Annotated in this window: 12 protein-coding genes; 4 read left to right on the top strand and 8 right to left on the bottom strand. The window is 61.5% G+C overall.

What is annotated here, in order from left to right:
- Window positions 1-84 precede the first annotated feature (84 nt).
- Entirely contained in the window at window positions 85-1140 is a 1056-nt protein-coding gene (locus AC3IX1_RS13995; protein WP_489388666.1) for a tetratricopeptide repeat protein, read from the bottom strand.
- A 215-nt stretch (window positions 1141-1355) separates the two neighbouring features.
- Between AC3IX1_RS13995 and AC3IX1_RS13990 the strand changes: the two genes are divergently transcribed.
- The 3 genes from AC3IX1_RS13990 to AC3IX1_RS13980 are packed head-to-tail and all read left to right on the top strand — an operon-like array spanning window position 1356 to window position 4651.
- Window positions 1356-3491, top strand: a complete 2136-nt coding sequence (locus tag AC3IX1_RS13990; RefSeq protein ID WP_489388665.1) for an FUSC family protein — start codon at window positions 1356-1358, stop codon at window positions 3489-3491.
- Window positions 3481-3681 (top strand): DUF1656 domain-containing protein, encoded by a 201-nt coding sequence (locus AC3IX1_RS13985; protein ID WP_032829912.1) that lies wholly within the window; start codon window positions 3481-3483, stop codon window positions 3679-3681. Before AC3IX1_RS13990 ends, AC3IX1_RS13985 begins: the two co-directional genes overlap by 11 nt.
- A 4-nt stretch (window positions 3682-3685) precedes the next feature.
- Window positions 3686-4651 (top strand): HlyD family secretion protein, encoded by a 966-nt coding sequence (locus AC3IX1_RS13980; RefSeq protein WP_489388664.1) that lies wholly within the window; start codon window positions 3686-3688, stop codon window positions 4649-4651.
- Between the two features lie 196 nt (window positions 4652-4847).
- On the opposite strand, the gene AC3IX1_RS13975 is transcribed toward AC3IX1_RS13980, so the two are convergent.
- The 3 genes from AC3IX1_RS13975 to mexE are packed head-to-tail and all read right to left on the bottom strand — an operon-like array spanning window position 4848 to window position 10714.
- Window positions 4848-6269 (bottom strand): efflux transporter outer membrane subunit, encoded by a 1422-nt coding sequence (locus tag AC3IX1_RS13975; protein WP_489388663.1) that lies wholly within the window; start codon window positions 6267-6269, stop codon window positions 4848-4850.
- On the bottom strand, window positions 6269-9448 hold the full coding sequence (locus AC3IX1_RS13970) for an efflux RND transporter permease subunit (RefSeq protein ID WP_489388662.1): 3180 nt from the start codon (window positions 9446-9448) through the stop codon (window positions 6269-6271). Before AC3IX1_RS13970 ends, AC3IX1_RS13975 begins: the two co-directional genes overlap by 1 nt.
- 12 nt (window positions 9449-9460) lie before the next feature.
- The gene (gene mexE / locus AC3IX1_RS13965) at window positions 9461-10714 is read right to left on the bottom strand and encodes a multidrug efflux RND transporter periplasmic adaptor subunit MexE (protein ID WP_489388661.1); all 1254 of its coding nucleotides are present in this window, start codon (window positions 10712-10714) and stop codon (window positions 9461-9463) included.
- Window positions 10715-11028: 314 nt separating this feature from the next.
- Here mexE and AC3IX1_RS13960 point away from each other — a divergent pair, with 314 nt between their 5' ends.
- Complete coding sequence (locus tag AC3IX1_RS13960; RefSeq protein ID WP_489388660.1) at window positions 11029-12036, top strand: Ldh family oxidoreductase; 1008 nt, start codon at window positions 11029-11031, stop codon at window positions 12034-12036.
- A gap of 62 nt (window positions 12037-12098) precedes the next feature.
- Here AC3IX1_RS13960 and AC3IX1_RS13955 read toward each other — a convergent pair whose 3' ends face one another.
- From AC3IX1_RS13955 to AC3IX1_RS13940, 4 genes are all read right to left on the bottom strand, one after another.
- Entirely contained in the window at window positions 12099-13679 is a 1581-nt protein-coding gene (locus AC3IX1_RS13955) for an aldehyde dehydrogenase (NADP(+)) (RefSeq protein WP_489388659.1), read from the bottom strand.
- Between the two features lie 153 nt (window positions 13680-13832).
- Window positions 13833-15227, bottom strand: a complete 1395-nt coding sequence (gene abaF, locus AC3IX1_RS13950; protein WP_489388658.1) for a fosfomycin efflux MFS transporter AbaF — start codon at window positions 15225-15227, stop codon at window positions 13833-13835.
- 72 nt (window positions 15228-15299) lie between these two features.
- A complete protein-coding gene (locus AC3IX1_RS13945; protein ID WP_489388657.1) occupies window positions 15300-16217 on the bottom strand; it encodes a dihydrodipicolinate synthase family protein in 918 nt (305 codons plus the stop codon).
- A 126-nt stretch (window positions 16218-16343) separates the two neighbouring features.
- A complete protein-coding gene (locus AC3IX1_RS13940) occupies window positions 16344-17372 on the bottom strand; it encodes a trans-3-hydroxy-L-proline dehydratase (protein ID WP_489388656.1) in 1029 nt (342 codons plus the stop codon).
- Window positions 17373-17500 lie beyond the last annotated feature (128 nt).

Genomic DNA, 17500 nt, shown 5'->3' with positions numbered 1-17500 from the left:
AAATGGCCTGGTGATCAGCCACAATGGCTGCCTGTTCACTTGACCCCGGGCCGGGACGACGGTTCAACGAAATTTCAGTCGGGGTCAAAGCCCCTGTTGCAGCGCCGGATCATCGGGGTTCATCTGTTCGAGTTGGGCCAACAGGATCTGCACGTTTTGCAGCTGCCCGCTTTCCTTCCAGTAGTTGATCAGCTGCACCCGAGCCTTGCGATCGTTCGGATGGCGCTGAACGACTTCCTGCAACTGTTTCTGCGCCGCTTCGAGCTCATGCTCACCGTGCAACGTGGTGGCCAGGTCATAGCGGTAATCCCGGTTATTGGGCTCAAGTTCAACGGCCTTGGACAGGCCGAGCAGGGCGAATTCACTTTGCTCGTGATGCAGCAGCCAGAGCCCCAGCGCGTGTTGCAGGTAGGCCGAGTTGGGTTGTGCCTGCAGTTGCCTGGCCAACAGTTGCCGGGCAGCGTCATTCTGGCCCTGTTTATCCAGCACCTCGATTTGCAGCACCAGCGCCGGCAGGTTGTCCGGCGCCAGGCGCAGGGTGTTGTCCAGCGCCTGCTGCGCCTCCTTAAGCTCGGCGTTGTGCAGGTGCAGCCGGGCCAGTTGGTATTGGTTTGCGGCGCTTTGCGGCTCGCTCTTGAGCACTTGCTCCCAGGCATCGATGGCTTGCTCCAGCGGCCCGAAATACAAACCCAGATCATCAGGTGACAACCCCAGCAGCGCGTTGATCGCCGCCAGCCGCACGCTTTGTTCGCTGTCATCGAGCAATGGTCCCAGCAGCAGACTGCGCTGGCCGCTCGGTACCAGGCCGCTGACGCTCCTGATCGCCGCGATACGTACTTCTGGCGACTCGTTCTGCAAGTCGGCATCCGCCAGCTTCAGGGCCACTGAGCTTGGATAGTTGGGCAGCTCGGCATGCAACCAGATACGCCGCTTGGGGGACAGGTCCGGACGGGCCAATTGCTGATAGAGCACCCGCGCGGCACCCGGTTGACCGCCCCGGGCAGCCGCCAGCGCTTCGCTGTAGCCATGCTGGATGGCTTCGGGAACCACCGGGGCGGTATCGCGCAGGGAGAACCACACAAGGCCGATGACGAGCAGGGCGAAGACGCTGATAAACAGGATGCGGCGGGACTTGGGCATGCAGGAATCCGGAAGCTGGCAAGCTTTTGCAAAGGCGCCAGCTTCGGTCAGGCCAGGCTTTGAGTCAAACCTTGACGACGTTCAATGGCGATTCAAACCGTTGTACAGCCCTTCAGCCGACAATCAACGGGCCTGCAGGCTGCGTCGACAGCAAAACCTCTCGAGGCCCCGCAGCAGTGACTACGCTTGCTGGAGGTGAATCGACGAGTGTTTCCATGCAAGGGCTGTTGCAGTACTTCAAGGCCATGCTCAACCCCGGGCCCGGGGTGTTGCTGTTTGCCCTGCGAACCATCGCGGCCGGGTTGTTGACCCTGTACCTGGCGTTCCTGTTCGATCTGGACCAGCCCAAGTGGTCGATCATGGCCGTGGTCATCATCAGCCAGCCACTGGGCGGCATGGTGCTGGCCCGCAGTTTTGGCCAGGTGGTCGGCACCACGACGGGCGCGGCTGTGGCGGTGCTGATCATGGCGATCTTTCCCCAGGCGCCGTTGCCGTTCATCACCACCCTGGCGTTGTGGCTGGCGTTGTGCACCGCCGGTGGCACCTTGTTGCGCTATACAAGTTCCGGGGCGTTTGTCCTCAGCGGCTACACCGCCGTGGTGGTGGCCCTGCTGGCAGTGCCGGACCAGGACGGCATGTTCTTGCTGGCGGTCACCCGTGTCACCGAGACGCTGCTGGCGGTTGCCTGCGTGTGCGTGGTCAGCCTGCTCACCGCCAGGCCGGAAGCCGTGGCCCGGGATTACTTTGCCAGGATCGATCAAATCACCCGCTTGCTCGCCACCCATGCCAGCGCTGTCATCCGCACCGAAGAGAGCGAAGCCGATTTCCTGCAGCGGCAAATGCAGCTGTTGGGCCAGATCAGCGGCCTGGAGGGCGTGCGCCGGCACATGTACTTCGATGCGCCACGGTTACGCAGTGCCAACGGTCTGGTGCAACTGCTGGGCAACCAATTGGTGCTGTTGACCGCGCGGCTGACCGCCTTGCGCCATCAGCGGTTGTTGTTGACCGAGCGCTGGGAGGGCGAGTTGCCTGAAGAAATTCAACGGCTGCGTGCTGAAGAACTGGCCTTTCTCGATGAACTGGCGCGAGAGGGGCGTTCGCTGTCCAGTGAAAAGCGCCACCATTTCACGTCGCTGCAACAACGCTTTGATGAGCTGGCCTACAGGGCCGAACAATTGACCGAGCCGCTGCCGGCCACCTTGCGTTCGCTGGCCTGGTCGCTGCGCTGGGAGCAGGCGCGCCTGTTGCAGCAGCTTGAGCAGATTCTGGAGTTGAGTGATGCCATCCAGAGTGGGCGCCCCGCCAGCAGCGTGTTTCGCGGGCGGGAAAATCCGCTGCATCTGGACTTCACCCTGGCGACCATGAACGCCATCCGGGCTTTTTCCGCGCTATTGATCGCCGGTCTGATCTGGATCGAAACCGGCTGGGACGGTGCACGAGGCGGCATGGTATTGGTGGGAATCCTCTGCTCGCTGATGTCGACCTTTCCACGGCCGTTGCTGGCCGTTCAAAGCTATGCGCGGGGATTCGGGCTGGCACTGGTGGCCTCGGCGCTCCTTCAGTTCATGTTTGTGCCGATGATCAGCAATTTCGAGATGCTTGCCTTGCTCCTGGCGCCCTTGCTCTACGCCGTTGCGGTAGGGCTGGCCAGTCCACCCACCACCGGTACCGGGATTGGCCTGGGGCTCACGACTTTTCTGTTGCTCGGTCCATTGAACGTGGGAATCGGTCAAAACACCGCGATCCAGTGGTTTGAATTTGCCGGTGCTTATACCTGCGCGACGGTGCTGGCGTTGAGTGTCTATGCACTGATCTTTCCGTTCATGCCGGATTTGCGCATGCGCCGGCTCCACAAGGAGAACTGTGAGCAGGTGTACGCCTTGCTCAAAACCTCGGCGACCGATGAGCAGCAGTTTGCTTTCGAGAGCCGCATGGTTGATCGCCTGACCATGATGCTGGGGCTGCTGCCGGCGATCCAGGAGCCTCAATCGCGTGAGCGGTTTCAAGTCAGCCTGGGCTGCATGGCACTGGGTATTGCCCTGAATCAGCTCCGGCAACAGGGGCAGAACAACGCACTGCTGAGCCCGGATCTGCAAAGTCGCCTGTTTTCGACAGTCCGGGATACGGGAAGGCTGGTCGCCGGTCGGCCCGGCGTCGAAGTGGCGCAGGTGCTGGATAGCCTCCACACCCTGGGCGACGACCTGGATGCCTTGCATACCGATGTTCATGAGCACTTGTGGTCGGTGTTCCGCATGCGAGTGGCGCTGTTGATCGTGGTGTCGTTCGTCGAACGCTTTCGCGACTACTTTCAATCCTCAGGCCTTGAAGGAGACCCTGTCCTTGCCCATTGATCTGGAAGTGGGTGGTGCCTATCTGCCCCCGATTGCCCAGGCGCTGCTGCTGGGCTTGCCGATTTTCCTGTTGCTGGACTGGACGTTGCGGCGCCTCGGCGTGCTGCAGTTCGTCTGGCACGAGGCGTTGTTCGAAGGCGCGCTGTACGCCTGCGTCTGTGCCACGTTGATTCTGGTCATGGGAGCCTGATGCCTTGAAGAACATCCTTTCCCGACTCACGACAGTAGCGGTGGTACTGCTGGCCTTCATTCTGGGTTGGTTCGCCTGGGAGCATTACACCCGCGCGCCCTGGACCCGGGATGCCCGGGTGCGTGCCGATGTGGTGACCTTGTCCGCCGACGTTTCGGGGCGAATCGTCAGCCTGGCCGTGCAGGACAACCAACACGTGAACAAAGGCCAGGCGCTGCTGGAGATCGATCCGGCGCGTTACACCCTGGCAGTGGAGCATGCCAAGCGCGCGGTGGAGGTGGCGAAAGCCTCGCTCGGGCAGGCCCAGGCGGCCATTAGCGCCAGCGAAGCGTTGCTCAAACAACGCCAGAGCGAGGAGCACCGCCGGCGCACGCTCAAGGATCGTTCGGCGATTTCCGGCGAAGAGTGGGAAAAGGCCAACACCGATGTGTCGGTGGCCCAGGCCGACTTGCTGCGCAATCAGGCCAATCTGGTGCTGGCCCAGGCCAACGTGCAACTGGCCATTGCCGCACTGACCCAGTCCGAGCTCGATTTGCAGCGTACCCACGTCGTCTCCCCGGTGACCGGCTATGTCACCAATCTGCTGACCCGGGAGGGCGACTACGCCACGGCCGGTGGTCCCTTGCTGGCGCTGGTGGACAGCGATTCGTTCTATGTCAGTGGTTACTTTGAAGAAACCAAGTTGCCGCGGATCGGGGAGGGCGACCGGGTCAGGATCGAGTTGATGAGTGGCGAGACATTCGGCGGCAAAGTGCAGAGCATTGCCTTCGCCATTTCCGACCGGGAAAACCTGCCCGGTGGCCGCCTGTTGGCCAACATCAACCCCAGTTACACCTGGATCAAACTGGCGCAACGGGTACCGGTGCGGATCGAGATCGATGCCGACTATGCGGGTAAAAACAGCTTGCGTGCCGGGACTACCGCTACCGTGACCGTCCAGGAAAACCAAAAATCCAAAGACCAGCACTGACCCCCTGTAGGAGCGAGCCTGCTCGCGATGACGGACTCACATTCGAAGATGATGTCGACTGACACACCGCTATCGCGAGCAGGCTCGCTCCTACATGGGTTGGTGGCGGATTCAAAAAAAGCCCCGCGACCGAATGAGACGCAGGGCAAGGAAATTGGTTGGTTGCGGCCAACCAAAGGAGCGCTTTAAAACCGTATTACTTGCTCGCGACGGTTTCCGGCTGCCAACCACCACCAAGGGCCTTGTAGATCGCGACGATGCCGCGATACAGATCGACTTCGGCCTGGGCCTGCGTATCTTCCGCCGCCAGACGTTCACGCTGCGCATCCAGCAGCACGAGGAAATCGGCAGTGCCTTCGCGGTAGCGGATCTCGGCGAGATCGGCAGCGGAACGGCTCGACTCACTCTGGCGAATCAACGAAATCAGTCGCTGCTGACGTTTGCCGTAGTCGCTGAAAGCGTTTTCCGATTCTTCCAGAGCCAGCAACACTTGCTGCTCGTAGGTCGCCAAGGCGCCTTCGGCATCGGCATCGGCGCCACGCAAACGAGCGCGCACGCTGCCCAGATCGAACGCCGCCCAAGTAATGCTCGGACCGAGTGCCCAGGCATTGGCCGCCGAGGAGCCGATCTGCGAACCACGGCCGGCGGTGAAGCCAAGGAAGCCGCTGAGGCTGACCCGCGGGAACAGATCGGCCTTGGCCACGCCAATCCGCGCCGTGGCCGACGCCAGTTTGCGTTCGGCGCTGAGAATGTCCGGACGACGTTGCAGCAATTCACCCGGATTGCCAATCGGCAGCGCCTTGGCAATCGCCGGCAAGTCTTTTGGGCTCAGGTCCACGGTCAACTTGTCCGGACGCTCACCCAGCAGGGTGGCGATGCGGTTTTTCTGCCGCACCTGTTCGGCCTGCAGTTGCGGCACGCTGGCTTCGACCGACGCCAGTCGCGCATCGGCACGCTCCACATCGAGCTGATCACCGACGCCGGCATCACGCAGGCTGACAGTGATCTTGCGCGACTCCTGCTGGTTCTCCAGGTTGGCCAGGGCAATTTTCTCCCGCAACTGCGCGCCGCGCAGTTGACCGTAGGCGTCCACCAGTTCGGCAATCATGGTGACTTGCAGTTGGTACAGGTCAGCCTCGATTGCTTGTTGCTCGGCATTGGCCGATTCCAGGTTGCGCTGGATACGGCCGAACAGATCAATCTCCCAGGCCATGTCCAGGCCTAGGTCATAGCGTTCGCTGTTGACCCGGTCGGTGGTCTGGCCGGGAATCTGGCCTTTGCCCAGGTCACTGCTGACGCGGCTGGTGATGGTCGGCATCGCGTCATTGCTGACGTCATCGCGGATCGCCCGCGCCGCTTTCCAGCGGGCGAAGGCGACGCGCAAATCACGGTTGCCCTTGAGCGATTCGGTCACCAACTGGTTGAGGGTCGGGTCTTCGAACTGCTGCCACCAGATGCCTTCGAAACGCGAGCGGTCAAAGTTCTTCTGGCCGGCCGCACCATCGGTAGCAGTGGTGATGTTGGCCGGTTCAAGGGCTTCGGTCTTGTAGTCCGGGCCGACGGCACAGGCGCTCAGCGCCAATACCAGCAGGCTCGGCAGGAAAGCTTTCAAACTCATCAATGCGACTCCAGCTTCAGGGTGGCCTTGGCAGCTTTGCGCTTCTCGCCGCGCTCGACAAAGTTACGGATCAGTACGTAGAACACCGGCGTCAGCAACAGTCCGAAGAAGGTCACCCCGAGCATCCCGGAGAACACTGCTACACCCATGGCATGGCGCATTTCGGCACCGGCTCCGCTGGAGAACACCAATGGCACCACACCCATGATGAACGCGAAGGAAGTCATCAGGATCGGCCGCAGACGCAGACGGCACGCTTCGAGTACCGCCGCCAGCGGGCTCAAGCCTTCCTCCTGTTTGTCCTTGGCAAACTCGACGATCAGGATCGCGTTCTTACAGGCAAGCCCCACCAGTACGATCAAGCCGATCTGGGTGAAGATGTTGTTGTCGCCACCGGAAGCAATCACCCCGGTAATGGCCGACAGCAGCGTCATCGGTACGATCAGGATCACCGCCAGTGGCAGGCTCCAGCTTTCGTACTGAGCGGCGAGCACCAGGAACGCCAGCAGTACGCAGAGCGGGAACACGAACAGCGCGGTGTTGCCCGAGAGGATCTGCTGGTAAGTCAGGTCGGTCCACTCGTAGGTCATGCCGTTGGGCAATTCTTCCTTGAGCAGTTTCTCGATGGCTTTTTCCGCCTGGCCGGAACTGTAGCCGGGGGCTGCCGCACCGTTGATTTCCGCGGTGATGAAGCCGTTGTAGTGCATGACGCGGTCCGGACCCGAGGTGTCGCTGACCTTGATGAAGGTCGCCAGCGGGATCATCTCGCCTTTGTTGTTACGCACTTTCAGCTGGCCGATCTGGTCGGATTCGAGACGGAACTGTTGCTCGGCCTGAACGTTGACCTGATAGGTGCGACCGAAGCGGTTGAAGTCGTTGGCATACAGCGAACCCAGGTAAATCTGCAGGGTGTCGAAGATGTCGCTGACGGCCACGCCGTGGGTCTTGGCTTTTTCCCGGTCGATAGCAGCATCGACCTGGGGCACGTTCACCGTGTAGCTGGTGAACAGGCCGGCCAGTTCCGGCACGTTGTGGCTCTTGTTGATGATGTTCATGGTTTCCTTGTACAGCTCTTCGTAGCCCAGGTTGCCCCGGTCTTCGATTTGCAGACGGAAACCACCGATGGTGCCCAAACCTTGTACCGGCGGCGGCGGGAAGATCGCCATGTAGGCTTCCTGGATGTTCGCGTACTGGCCGTTCAAGGCACCGGCAATCGCACCGGCGGACATGCTCGGGTCTTTACGCTCGTCGAACGGTTTGAGGGTCACGAACACGATGCCGGCGTTCGGACTGTTGGTGAAACCGTTGATCGACAGGCCAGGGAAGGCCACCGCGCTTTCCACGCCCGGTTGTTTAAGGGCGAGGTCGGACATGCGCTTGATCACGTCTTCGGTACGGTCCAGGCTCGAGGCATCCGGCAGTTGCGCGAAGGCCACCAGGTATTGCTTGTCCTGGCCGGGGACGAAACCGGTCGGGGTGCTGGAGAAACCGAAGAAGGTCAGGACCATCAGGCCGGCGTACAGCAGCAGGGCAATACCGCTTGAGCGAATCACGCGGGCAACGGTGCCGACATAACCATGGCTGGCCTTTTCAAAGAAGCGATTGAACGGACGGAACAACCAGCCACCGAAAATCTTGTCCAGCACCTTGGAGAAGCGGTCTTTCGGTGCGTCATGGCCCTTGAGCAACACCGCGGCCAGGGCCGGCGACAGGGTCAGGGAGTTGAAGGCCGAGATCACCGTGGAAATCGCGATGGTCAGGGCGAACTGCTTGTAGAACTGGCCAGTCAGACCGGAAATGAACGCCGCCGGAACAAACACCGCACACAGCACCAGCGCCGTGGCAATGATCGGGCCGGTCACTTCACGCATGGCGCGCTTGGTGGCTTCGACCGGGGTCAATCCGAGTTCGATGTTGCGCTCGACGTTCTCCACCACCACGATCGCATCGTCGACCACGATGCCGATGGCCAGTACCAATCCGAACAGCGACAAGGCGTTCAATGAGAAGCCAAACAGATGCATCACGGCAAAGGTACCGATCAGCGATACCGGCACCGCCACCAACGGAATGATCGAGGCGCGCCAGGTTTGCAGGAACAGGATCACCACCAGCACCACGAGGATCAGCGCTTCGAAGAGGGTGTGAACCACCGCCTCGATGGAGCCGCGCACGAAGATCGTCGGGTCATAGACGATGCTGAAGTCCATGCCTTCGGGGAAGGTCTTCTTCAGCTCGGCCATTTTCGCCCGGACTTCGTTGGAGATTTCGATGGCGTTGGAACCCGGACGCTGGAAGATCGGGATCGCTACCGCCGGCTGGTTGTTCAGCAGGGAACGCAGGGCGTATTGGCTGGACCCCAGCTCGACGCGGGCGATGTCCTTGAGGCGAGTGATTTCACCGTTGTCGCCTGAGCGAATGATGATGTTCTCGAACTCTTCCTCGGAAACCAGACGGCCCTGAGTGTTGACCGACAACTGGAAGCTTTGGGCATTCGGGGCAGGGGGCGCCCCCAAGGCACCGGCCGCCACCTGGCGGTTCTGTTCACGAATCGCGGTGACCACATCGGTGGCGGTCAGGTTGCGCGAAGCGGTCTTGTTCGGGTCGAGCCACACACGAAGCGAGTAATCGCCCATACCGAACAGTTGTACGTCACCGACACCGCCCAGCCGCGCCAGCTCATCCTTGATGTTCAGGATCGCGTAGTTGGACAGATACAGCATGTCGTAGCGTTTGTCCGGCGAGGTCAAGTGCACAACCATGGTCAGGTCGGGCGACGCCTTGTCCACTGTGATACCGATACGCGTCACTTCCTCGGGAAGTTTTGGCTCGGTGCGGGTCACGCGGTTCTGCACCTGCACCTGCGCGTTGTCCAGGTCAGTACCCAGGGCAAAGGTGATGGTCAGGGTGATCTTGCCGTCAGCGGTGGATTGCGAGGACATGTACAGCATGTTCTCGACGCCAGTGATCGCTTGCTCCAGCGGAGCGGCCACGGTTTCACCGATGACTTTAGGGTTGGCACCCGGGAAGTTGGCGCGGACCACCACGGTCGGCGGCACCACTTCCGGGTATTCGCTGATCGGCAACTGGAACAGCGAGATCGCACCGGCGATCAGGATCAACAGCGACAGCACCGCTGCGAAGATCGGCCGCGAAATGAAGAATTGGGAAAAATTCATCGTAAAAATCCCTTAACCGCGTGGGGTCGTGGCAGCCAGTTTCACAGCCGTGCCCGACGCAACCTTCGCAGGCGCGACTTGGGGCAGGTTGCTGGCTTCCAGCGCTTGGCGTTGTTGTGCGAGTGCCGCGAGGGTTTGTTCGCTGGCCATCGGAATCACTTCAGGGGTGACCGGTGAACCAGGGCGTACCCGTTGCAGGCCCTTGACGATGATGGTGTCGTCCTTGTTCAGGCCGTTGCGCACAATACGCAGACCTTCGATCTTCGGACCCAGCTCCACCGCGCGGTAGGCGGTCTTGTTGTCGGCATCCATCACTAGCACGAACTTCTTGCCCAGGTCGGTGCCGACCGCTTCGTCATTGATCAGCATGGCGCTGTAGGTGCCGCTGCCCACCAGTTTCAGGCGTGCATACAGGCCCGGGGTGTAGCTGCCATCGCTGTTGTCGAACACGGCGCGACCACGGATGGTGCCGGTCTTCGGGTTGACCTGATTGTCGACGAAGTTCATCACGCCCTGGTGCGGGTTGCCGTCCTCGTTGGACAGGCCCATGTAGACCGGGGTGGTGGCGCCGCGCTTGCCCTGGCGAGCGAGTTCCGTGTACTTGAGGAACACGCGCTCGTCCGCGTCGAAGTAGGCGTACACCTTGTCGGTGGAGACCACACTGGTCAGCGGGGTGGTGTCGGCAGTTACGAGGTTGCCGGCGGTGATTTCCGCACGGCTGACGCGGCCGCTGATTGGAGCCGTCACGCGGGTGAAGCTCAGGTTCAGCTTCGCCAGGTCCAGTTGCGCCTGCAGGGCGCCGACCGCAGCGCGGGCTTCCTGGGCGGCGCTGGTACGCGAATCGGCCAGTTCGGCGGAAATCGCGTTGCTGGTACGCAGGCGCTCACCGCGCTGGGCTTCGTTTTCGCTGCGGGTAGCATTGGCGCGCGATTGTGCAACCAGTGCTTCGAGGCGGCGGACCTCAGCCTGGAACGGACGCGGGTCGATCTGGAACAGCAGGTCGCCTTTCTTGACCAGGGCGCCTTCAGTGAACGCTACTTCATCGATCTGGCCGGAGACCCGTGGACGAATCTCGACGGTTTCCGGTGCTTCGAGGCGGCCGGTGAATTCGTCCCACTCGTTGACCGGTTGTTCCAGCACCTTGGCCACGCTGACCTTGGCTGCCGGCATGCTGGCGGCGGTCTCCGGGGCCTTGCCGCAAGCGCTGATCACCACTACGGCCAACAAAGCCAACGGGAAGCGCAAATGTTTGAATGACTGTTCCATGGATGCATCCGCCAATGTGTTGAGATTGGCGAATGATGCGCGGCGGGTTTGTATCTCACGAATCGAATGGGGCGAAGGTAACTATCATTCGGAATGATATGAGACCCAAGCCAGCCCTCTAGCCTGCGCCTTGCGTTCGGTTGCCATCAACTGGATTGATGACAATTGTGTGTTGCATTGGATGCAATAGTCAGCTTGTTTAACGGGCCACAACTGCCTGCGCTGTGCCAATTTCGTCACCGCCAATGCCCAAATCCATCAAGCCATAACGCCTCGGATAGACCACTCTGACCGGTCTGTCCAAGGAGATGACCATGATCCGACTGACCCTGATCGAAGCCCGTGAGTTGGCCGAATCGATCTTGTTGCACAACGGTTTTAATCTGGCCCATGCACAAGCGGTGGCGGCGACGGTGATTGCTGGCGAACGTGATGGCTGTGCCTCCCACGGTTTGTACCGGATTCTGGGGTGTGTCAATTCCCTGCGGGCCGGCAAGGTGTCAGCCGATGCCGAGCCACAGGTGATCGACCAGGCGCCGTCGATTGTGCGGGTGGATGCTGGCGGTGGGTTTTCGCAGTTGGCGTTTCAGGCGGGGTTGCCGTTGCTGGCGCAGAGAACCCGGGCCAACGGCATTGCGGCGTTGGCAATCAACCGCTGTGTACATTTCTCGGCGCTGTGGGTGGAGATCGAGCAACTGACTGCTGCCGGTCTGGTGGCACTGGCGTGTAATCCGAGCCACGCCTGGGTGGCGCCGACTGGAGGACGACTGCCGGTGTTCGGCACCAATCCCATTGCCTTCGGTTGGCCGCGTGCGGGGCAAGATCCGTTTGTGTTCGACTTCGCCACCAGCGCGATTGCCCGTGGTGATATCGAACTGCACCGGCGTGCCGGCAAGGCGATTCCCGAAGGTTGGGGCGTCGACGCCCAAGGCCAGCCGAGCACCGATGCCAACGTGGTACTCGACAGCGGCGCGATGCTGACGTTCGGCGGGCACAAGGGTTCGGCGTTGGCGGCGATGGTGGAGTTGATTGCCGGGCCGCTGATTGGTGACCTGACCAGTGCCGAGTCGTTGGCTTACGACGGGGGCAGCAAGTCGTCGCCGTACCATGGCGAGTTGATCATCGCCCTGGACCCTCGGCGCTTTCTGGGGGACGCCACTGAAGAACATTTGGCCCGGGCCGAAACGTTGTTCCAGGGCATTGAAGGGCAGGGCGCACGCTTACCGTCGCAACGACGTTACGCGGCGCGGGTACGTAGCCTGGTGGAAGGCGTGCAAATTCCCGAGGCGCTGTACAACGACCTGAAGGCCTTGCTCGTCTGATTGAATCAAAGTGCTCAATCCTGTGGGAGCAGGCTCGCTCCCACAGTTCTTTGTGTGGTTTTCTAGATTGAGTCGCGTTGGCTGCTGCCATCCACCAGCCGTGCAATCCCCAGCGGGTTGGCGTTTTTCAAGGCGTCGGGTAGCAAGGCGTCCGGGCAGTTCTGGTAGCACACCGGACGCAGGAATCGCTCGATGGCCAGGCTGCCAACCGACGTGCCACGGGCGTCGGAGGTTGCAGGGTAAGGCCCGCCATGGACCATGGCATCGCAGACTTCGACCCCGGTGGGGTAACCGTTGAACAGTACCCGGCCGACTTTTTGTTCCAGCAGTATCAGCAGGTCCGCATGGGTCTGAAGATCCGATGCTTCGCCAATCAATGTCGCAGTAAGTTGCCCGTGCAGGCTGTTCAACGCCTGCCGCAGCTCAACCTTGTCCGCCACTTCAACGACAATGGTGGTCGGCCCGAACACTTCTTCCTGTAGCAGCGGATCCCCATTGATCAGCAGGCTGACGTCGGCCTTGAACAATTGCGGCCGCGCCTGATTGCCCTGCTGGCCGTGGCCCGCCAGGTGCGTCACGCCCGGATGATCGAGCAAGGCCCGCACCCCTTTTTCATAGCTGCCGAGGGTGCCGACATTGAGCATGGTTTGCGCCGGTTGTTCGGCCATCAGGTTGCTTAGTCGCGCAGTAAACGCCGTCCATTCAGGGGCGCGAATACCAATGACCAACCCCGGATTGGTGCAGAACTGCCCGCAACCCTGGACCACTGATGCCACCAGTTCACCGGCGATTTTCTCGCCGCGCGCACGCAAGGCTTCGGGCAATACCAACACTGGATTGATGCTGCTCATCTCGGCGAACACCGGGATGGGTTGTTGCCGTGCGGCGGCCATGTCGCAAAGGGCACGGCCACCTTTGAGCGAGCCGGTGAAACCGACGGCCTGAATCGCCGGGTGCTTGACCAGCGCTTCACCGACACCAGCGCCGTAGATCATGTTGAACACACCCTTGGGCATGTCGGTCTGCTCGGCGGCGCGCTGGATCGCATTGGCCACGCATTCGGCGGTTGCCATGTGCCCGCTGTGGGCCTTGAACACCACCGGGCAACCGGCGGCCAGGGCCGCTGCGGTGTCGCCGCCAGCAGTCGAAAAGGCCAACGGAAAATTGCTGGCACCGAACACTGCCACCGGGCCGACGCCGATCCGGTATTGGCGCAGGTCAACCCGTGGCAGCGGCTGACGGTCGGGCAGGGCACGGTCGATGCGCGCGCCGTAGAAATCGCCCCGACGCAGGACCTGAGCGAACAGACGCATCTGGCCGCTGGTGCGGCCGCGCTCGCCCTGAATCCGGGCGCTGGGCAGGGCGGTCTCACGGGTCACCAGGGCAACGAACGCGTCATCCAGGGCATCCAGTTGCGCGGCGATGGCTTCAAGGAATTGCGCCCGGCGCGTCGCCGGCAAATTACGAAAGGCTGGATAGGCAGCCGCAGCGGCCTGGGCGGCCGCGTCGACTTCTTGCGCGGTGGCTTGCACGAAAGAGTAGGGCAGTGCTTCGCCGGTGCTGGCGTCATGGCTGTTCAGGATGATGCCGCCGACGGCGCTGCGCGCTCCGCCGATGTAGTTGTGGCCAAGGATCTCAGACATCAAAAAAGCTCCTGTCGAAAAATGGGGTAGCAACACAAAACCTCTGTGGGAGCGAGCTTGCTCGCGAAAAACGCAAGGACAACGCTTCCATTCAGACAACACGCGTTATCGTTGACGTCCATCGCGAGCAAGCTCGCTCCCACAGGGATTTGCTCAGGCCAGAGAATCGGCCCGGCGTGGGCTAGTCGGGGCTGGGTCCAGCGCAGCAACCCGCGCTGCCGACTCGGCATCCACCTGGCGCAATGACTTGCCGCGGGTCTCGCGGGTCAGGCCGACAGCTACCACGGAAATCAGCGCGGCGCCCACCAGATACCAGGCGATCGGAGTCGAGCTGTGGTACTTGTTGAGCAAGGTGATGGCGATCAGCGGTGCCAGGGAACCGGCGAAGATCGGCGCCACCTGGTAGCACAGGGACAGAGCGGTGTAGCGTACGTGGGTCGGGAACAGTTCAGCCATCAGCGCCGAGTAAGGCGCATAAGTCATCGACTCGATGGCCAGGCCCAGAGTGATGGCGGCCATGATCAGCCAGTTGTTGCCGGTGTCCATCATCGGGAAACCGATGAAACCCCAGAACGCTGTGAGCACCGCGCCGGTCAGGTACACCGGCTTGCGCCCGACGATGTCCGACAGATAGCCCATCAGCGGAATCAGGAAAAAGTGCACCAGGTGCGCGCCGAACATCAGCAGCAGAATCTCCGAAGTGTCCTTGTGCACCACCAGTTTCAGATAGGTAATCGAGAACGTCACCACGGTGTAGTAGAGGATGTTCTCGGCAAAGCGTGCGCCGATTCCCACCAGCACCGAACGCCAGTGATGACGCAGCACTTCCACCACACCGAGCTGTTGCTGTTTGGTCTGCGCCTGACGGGCCTGGGCTTCCTTGAAGATCGGCGCGTCATCGACGCTGGTGCGAATCCAGTAACCGATCAACACGACTACCGCCGAGAACCAGAACGCCACGCGCCAGCCCCAGGCAAGGAACTGTTGCTCTGACAGGTTCGACGACAACAGTAGCAGGGCGACCGTGGCCACCAGGTTGCCGGCCGGCACCCCGGCTTGCGGCCAACTGGCCCAGAAGCCCCGACGATTGTCCGGGCAGTGTTCGGACACCAGCAGAATCGCGCCGCCCCATTCGCCACCGAAAGCGAAGCCCTGGATCAACCGCAACAGCACCAGTAGCACCGGCGCTGCGTAACCGATCTGGTCGAAGCCAGGCAGGCAACCCATCAGGAAGGTGGTGATGCCGACCACTACCAGGCTCAGTTGCAGCAGGCGTTTGCGGCCGTATTTGTCACCGTAGTGACCGAATACCAAACCGCCCAATGGCCGGGCGAGAAAGCCGACCGCGTACAAGGCGAAGGCGGCGATGATGCCGTCGATGGGGCTGTCGGTCTGGCGAAAGAACAGCTGGCCGAAGACCAGCGCCGAGGCGGTGCCGTAGAGAAAGAACTCATACCATTCGGCGACGGTGCCAGCCATGGCGGCGGCCACGACGCGTTTGAGTCCCGAGGGTGTGGTTGCGCTTTGAATGTGTTGAGGATTGGACATGCTGGCGTTTCCTGTTGAGGCTTAAAAAACAGGCAGCCGGGCCGGACCCGCAAGGGCCCGCCCGGCAATCACTCAGAGACCGACGTCCGGCAACTGCGGACGGTTGGCTAGGGCCTTGGCCATGATCTGCTCGACGTAAAGCCGATCGGCTTCCGGCAAGGCCAGGCGTGGCGGACGGGTCAGCGCGCTGCCGCGGCCGGCGATCGCTTCACACAGTTTGATGCACTGCACCAGGTCGGCACGGGCATCCAGGTGCAGGATCGGCATCAGCCATTCGTAGATCGGCATGGCTTCGGCGAAACGACCGGCCTTGGCCAGGCGGAAGATGGTTTCGCCTTCTTTCGGGAACACGTTGGACATGCCCGAGACCCAACCTTCGGCACCCACGGCGATGCTTTCCAGCACCACGTCGTCGAGGCCGGCGAACAGCACGAAACGGTCACCGACTTCGTTGCGCACGTCGATGAAGCGGCGGGTGTCGCCGGAAGAATCCTTGAAGCACACCACGTTGTCGCAGTCGGCCAGGGAAATCAGGATGTCCGGGGTGACGTCGTTCTTATAGATAGGCGGGTTGTTGTAGACCATCAGCGGCACGTCGGCGTTTTTCGCCACGTAGCGGTAATGCTCGGCGGTCTCGAACGGCTTGGAACCGTAGACCAGCGCCGGCATCAGCATCACGCCATCGACGCCGACCCGGCGTACGGCATTGGCGACCTTGGCCGCTGCGATGCTGGTGAACTCGGCCACGCCGCAAATCACCGGTACGCGACCACGGGCGGCATCGACAGCGACCTCAGTCACGGCGATTTTTTCTTCGGCGGTCAGCGAGGTGTTTTCACCCACAGAGCCGCAGACCACCAGGCCCGACACGCCGTCGCGGATCACGTTGGAAATCACCTGATGGGTTTTGTCCAGGTTGATGGAGAAGTCATCGTTGAATTGAGTGGTCACCGCTGGGAAGACGCCACTCCAGTTAATGCGCTTGCTCATTGTTGCCTCCGGTTCGTTTATTGTATTTCGTATACGATATATAAGATGACAGTGCTCGGCTAGTGCTTTTTTCGGTTTTCAGGGGTTTTTACCGGCCGTTGGTCTGGGGGTTCAGGGATTGCGTGATCAGGCGCCGGGCCAGGTGTCGGACAGACGATAGCCATGTGGCCATGGATCGCTCGGATCGAGCAATAACTGGTGGGTGCCGGTGATCCAGGCCCGTCCGGAAATGCACGGGTAAATCGCGGCGCGGCCGGCGACTTCGGTCAGCGAATCAATGCGGCAGTGGAACTCGGAGCCGATAATCGAACGGCCGACAAAGCGCTCGCCTACCTGCATCAAGCCTTTGGCCTGCAACACCGCCATGCGCGCCGAGCAACCAGTGCCGGTGGGGGAGCGGTCGATCTTGCCCGGTTGAATCACCACCGCATTGGCGCCGGTGGCGATGCCGTTCTCATGGACGATGGGCGCGGCGATCTGGCAGAAGGAAATGTGCGACCACTCGGGATTCAGCGGATGCACGAAGCCCAGTTGTTCGTTGGCCGCTCGAGTGATTTTCAGCCCGACCGCCACCAGATCGGCCGCTTCATCCGGGCGGATGGAGAAACCCAGGCCTTTGGCATCGGCAATCACAAAACTGTCGCCACCATAAGCGGTGTCAACCTTCAGCGAGCCGATGCCTTCGACTTCAATCCACGCATCCAGTCGATCAGCGAAGGACGGCACGTTTTTCACTTCCACCCGTTGCACCTTGCCATCCCGGCAGTCGGCCACGGCTTCGATCAGGCCGCCGGGCGCTTCCAGCACCAGTCGGGTTTGCGGCTCGGTCATGGGCAGGATGCCGCTGTCGAGCAATACGGTGGCGACGCACAACGAGTTGGAGCCGGACATCGGCGGGGTGTCTGCCGGTTCCATGATGATCCAGGCCATCTGCGCCCGTGGGTCCTTGGCCGGGACCAGCAGGTTGACGTGGCGGAACACGCCGCCGCGGGGTTCGTTGAGGACGAAGTTGCGCAGGGTTTCGTCCCGGGCGATCCAGCGCGACTGTTCCCACACGGTAGCGCCGGGCGGCGGGGCGACACCGCCGACGATCACGTCGCCGACTTCGCCTTCGGCGTGGCAGCTGACTACATGAATGACTTTTGATGAACGCATGGCTTGATCCTTGTTTTTTCTGTCAGGACCTCGATCACTGTAGGAGCTGGCTTGCCAGCGAAGATTGCAAGGACGACGCGTTTATCCAGCATGCACGCGTCATCGTTGACGTCCATCGCTGGCAAGCC

It is taken from the genome of Pseudomonas sp. KH_046_2 (assembly GCF_057838985.1).
Note: the sequence above shows the minus strand (reverse complement) of the source record. Positions and strands in the feature narration are given on the sequence as shown.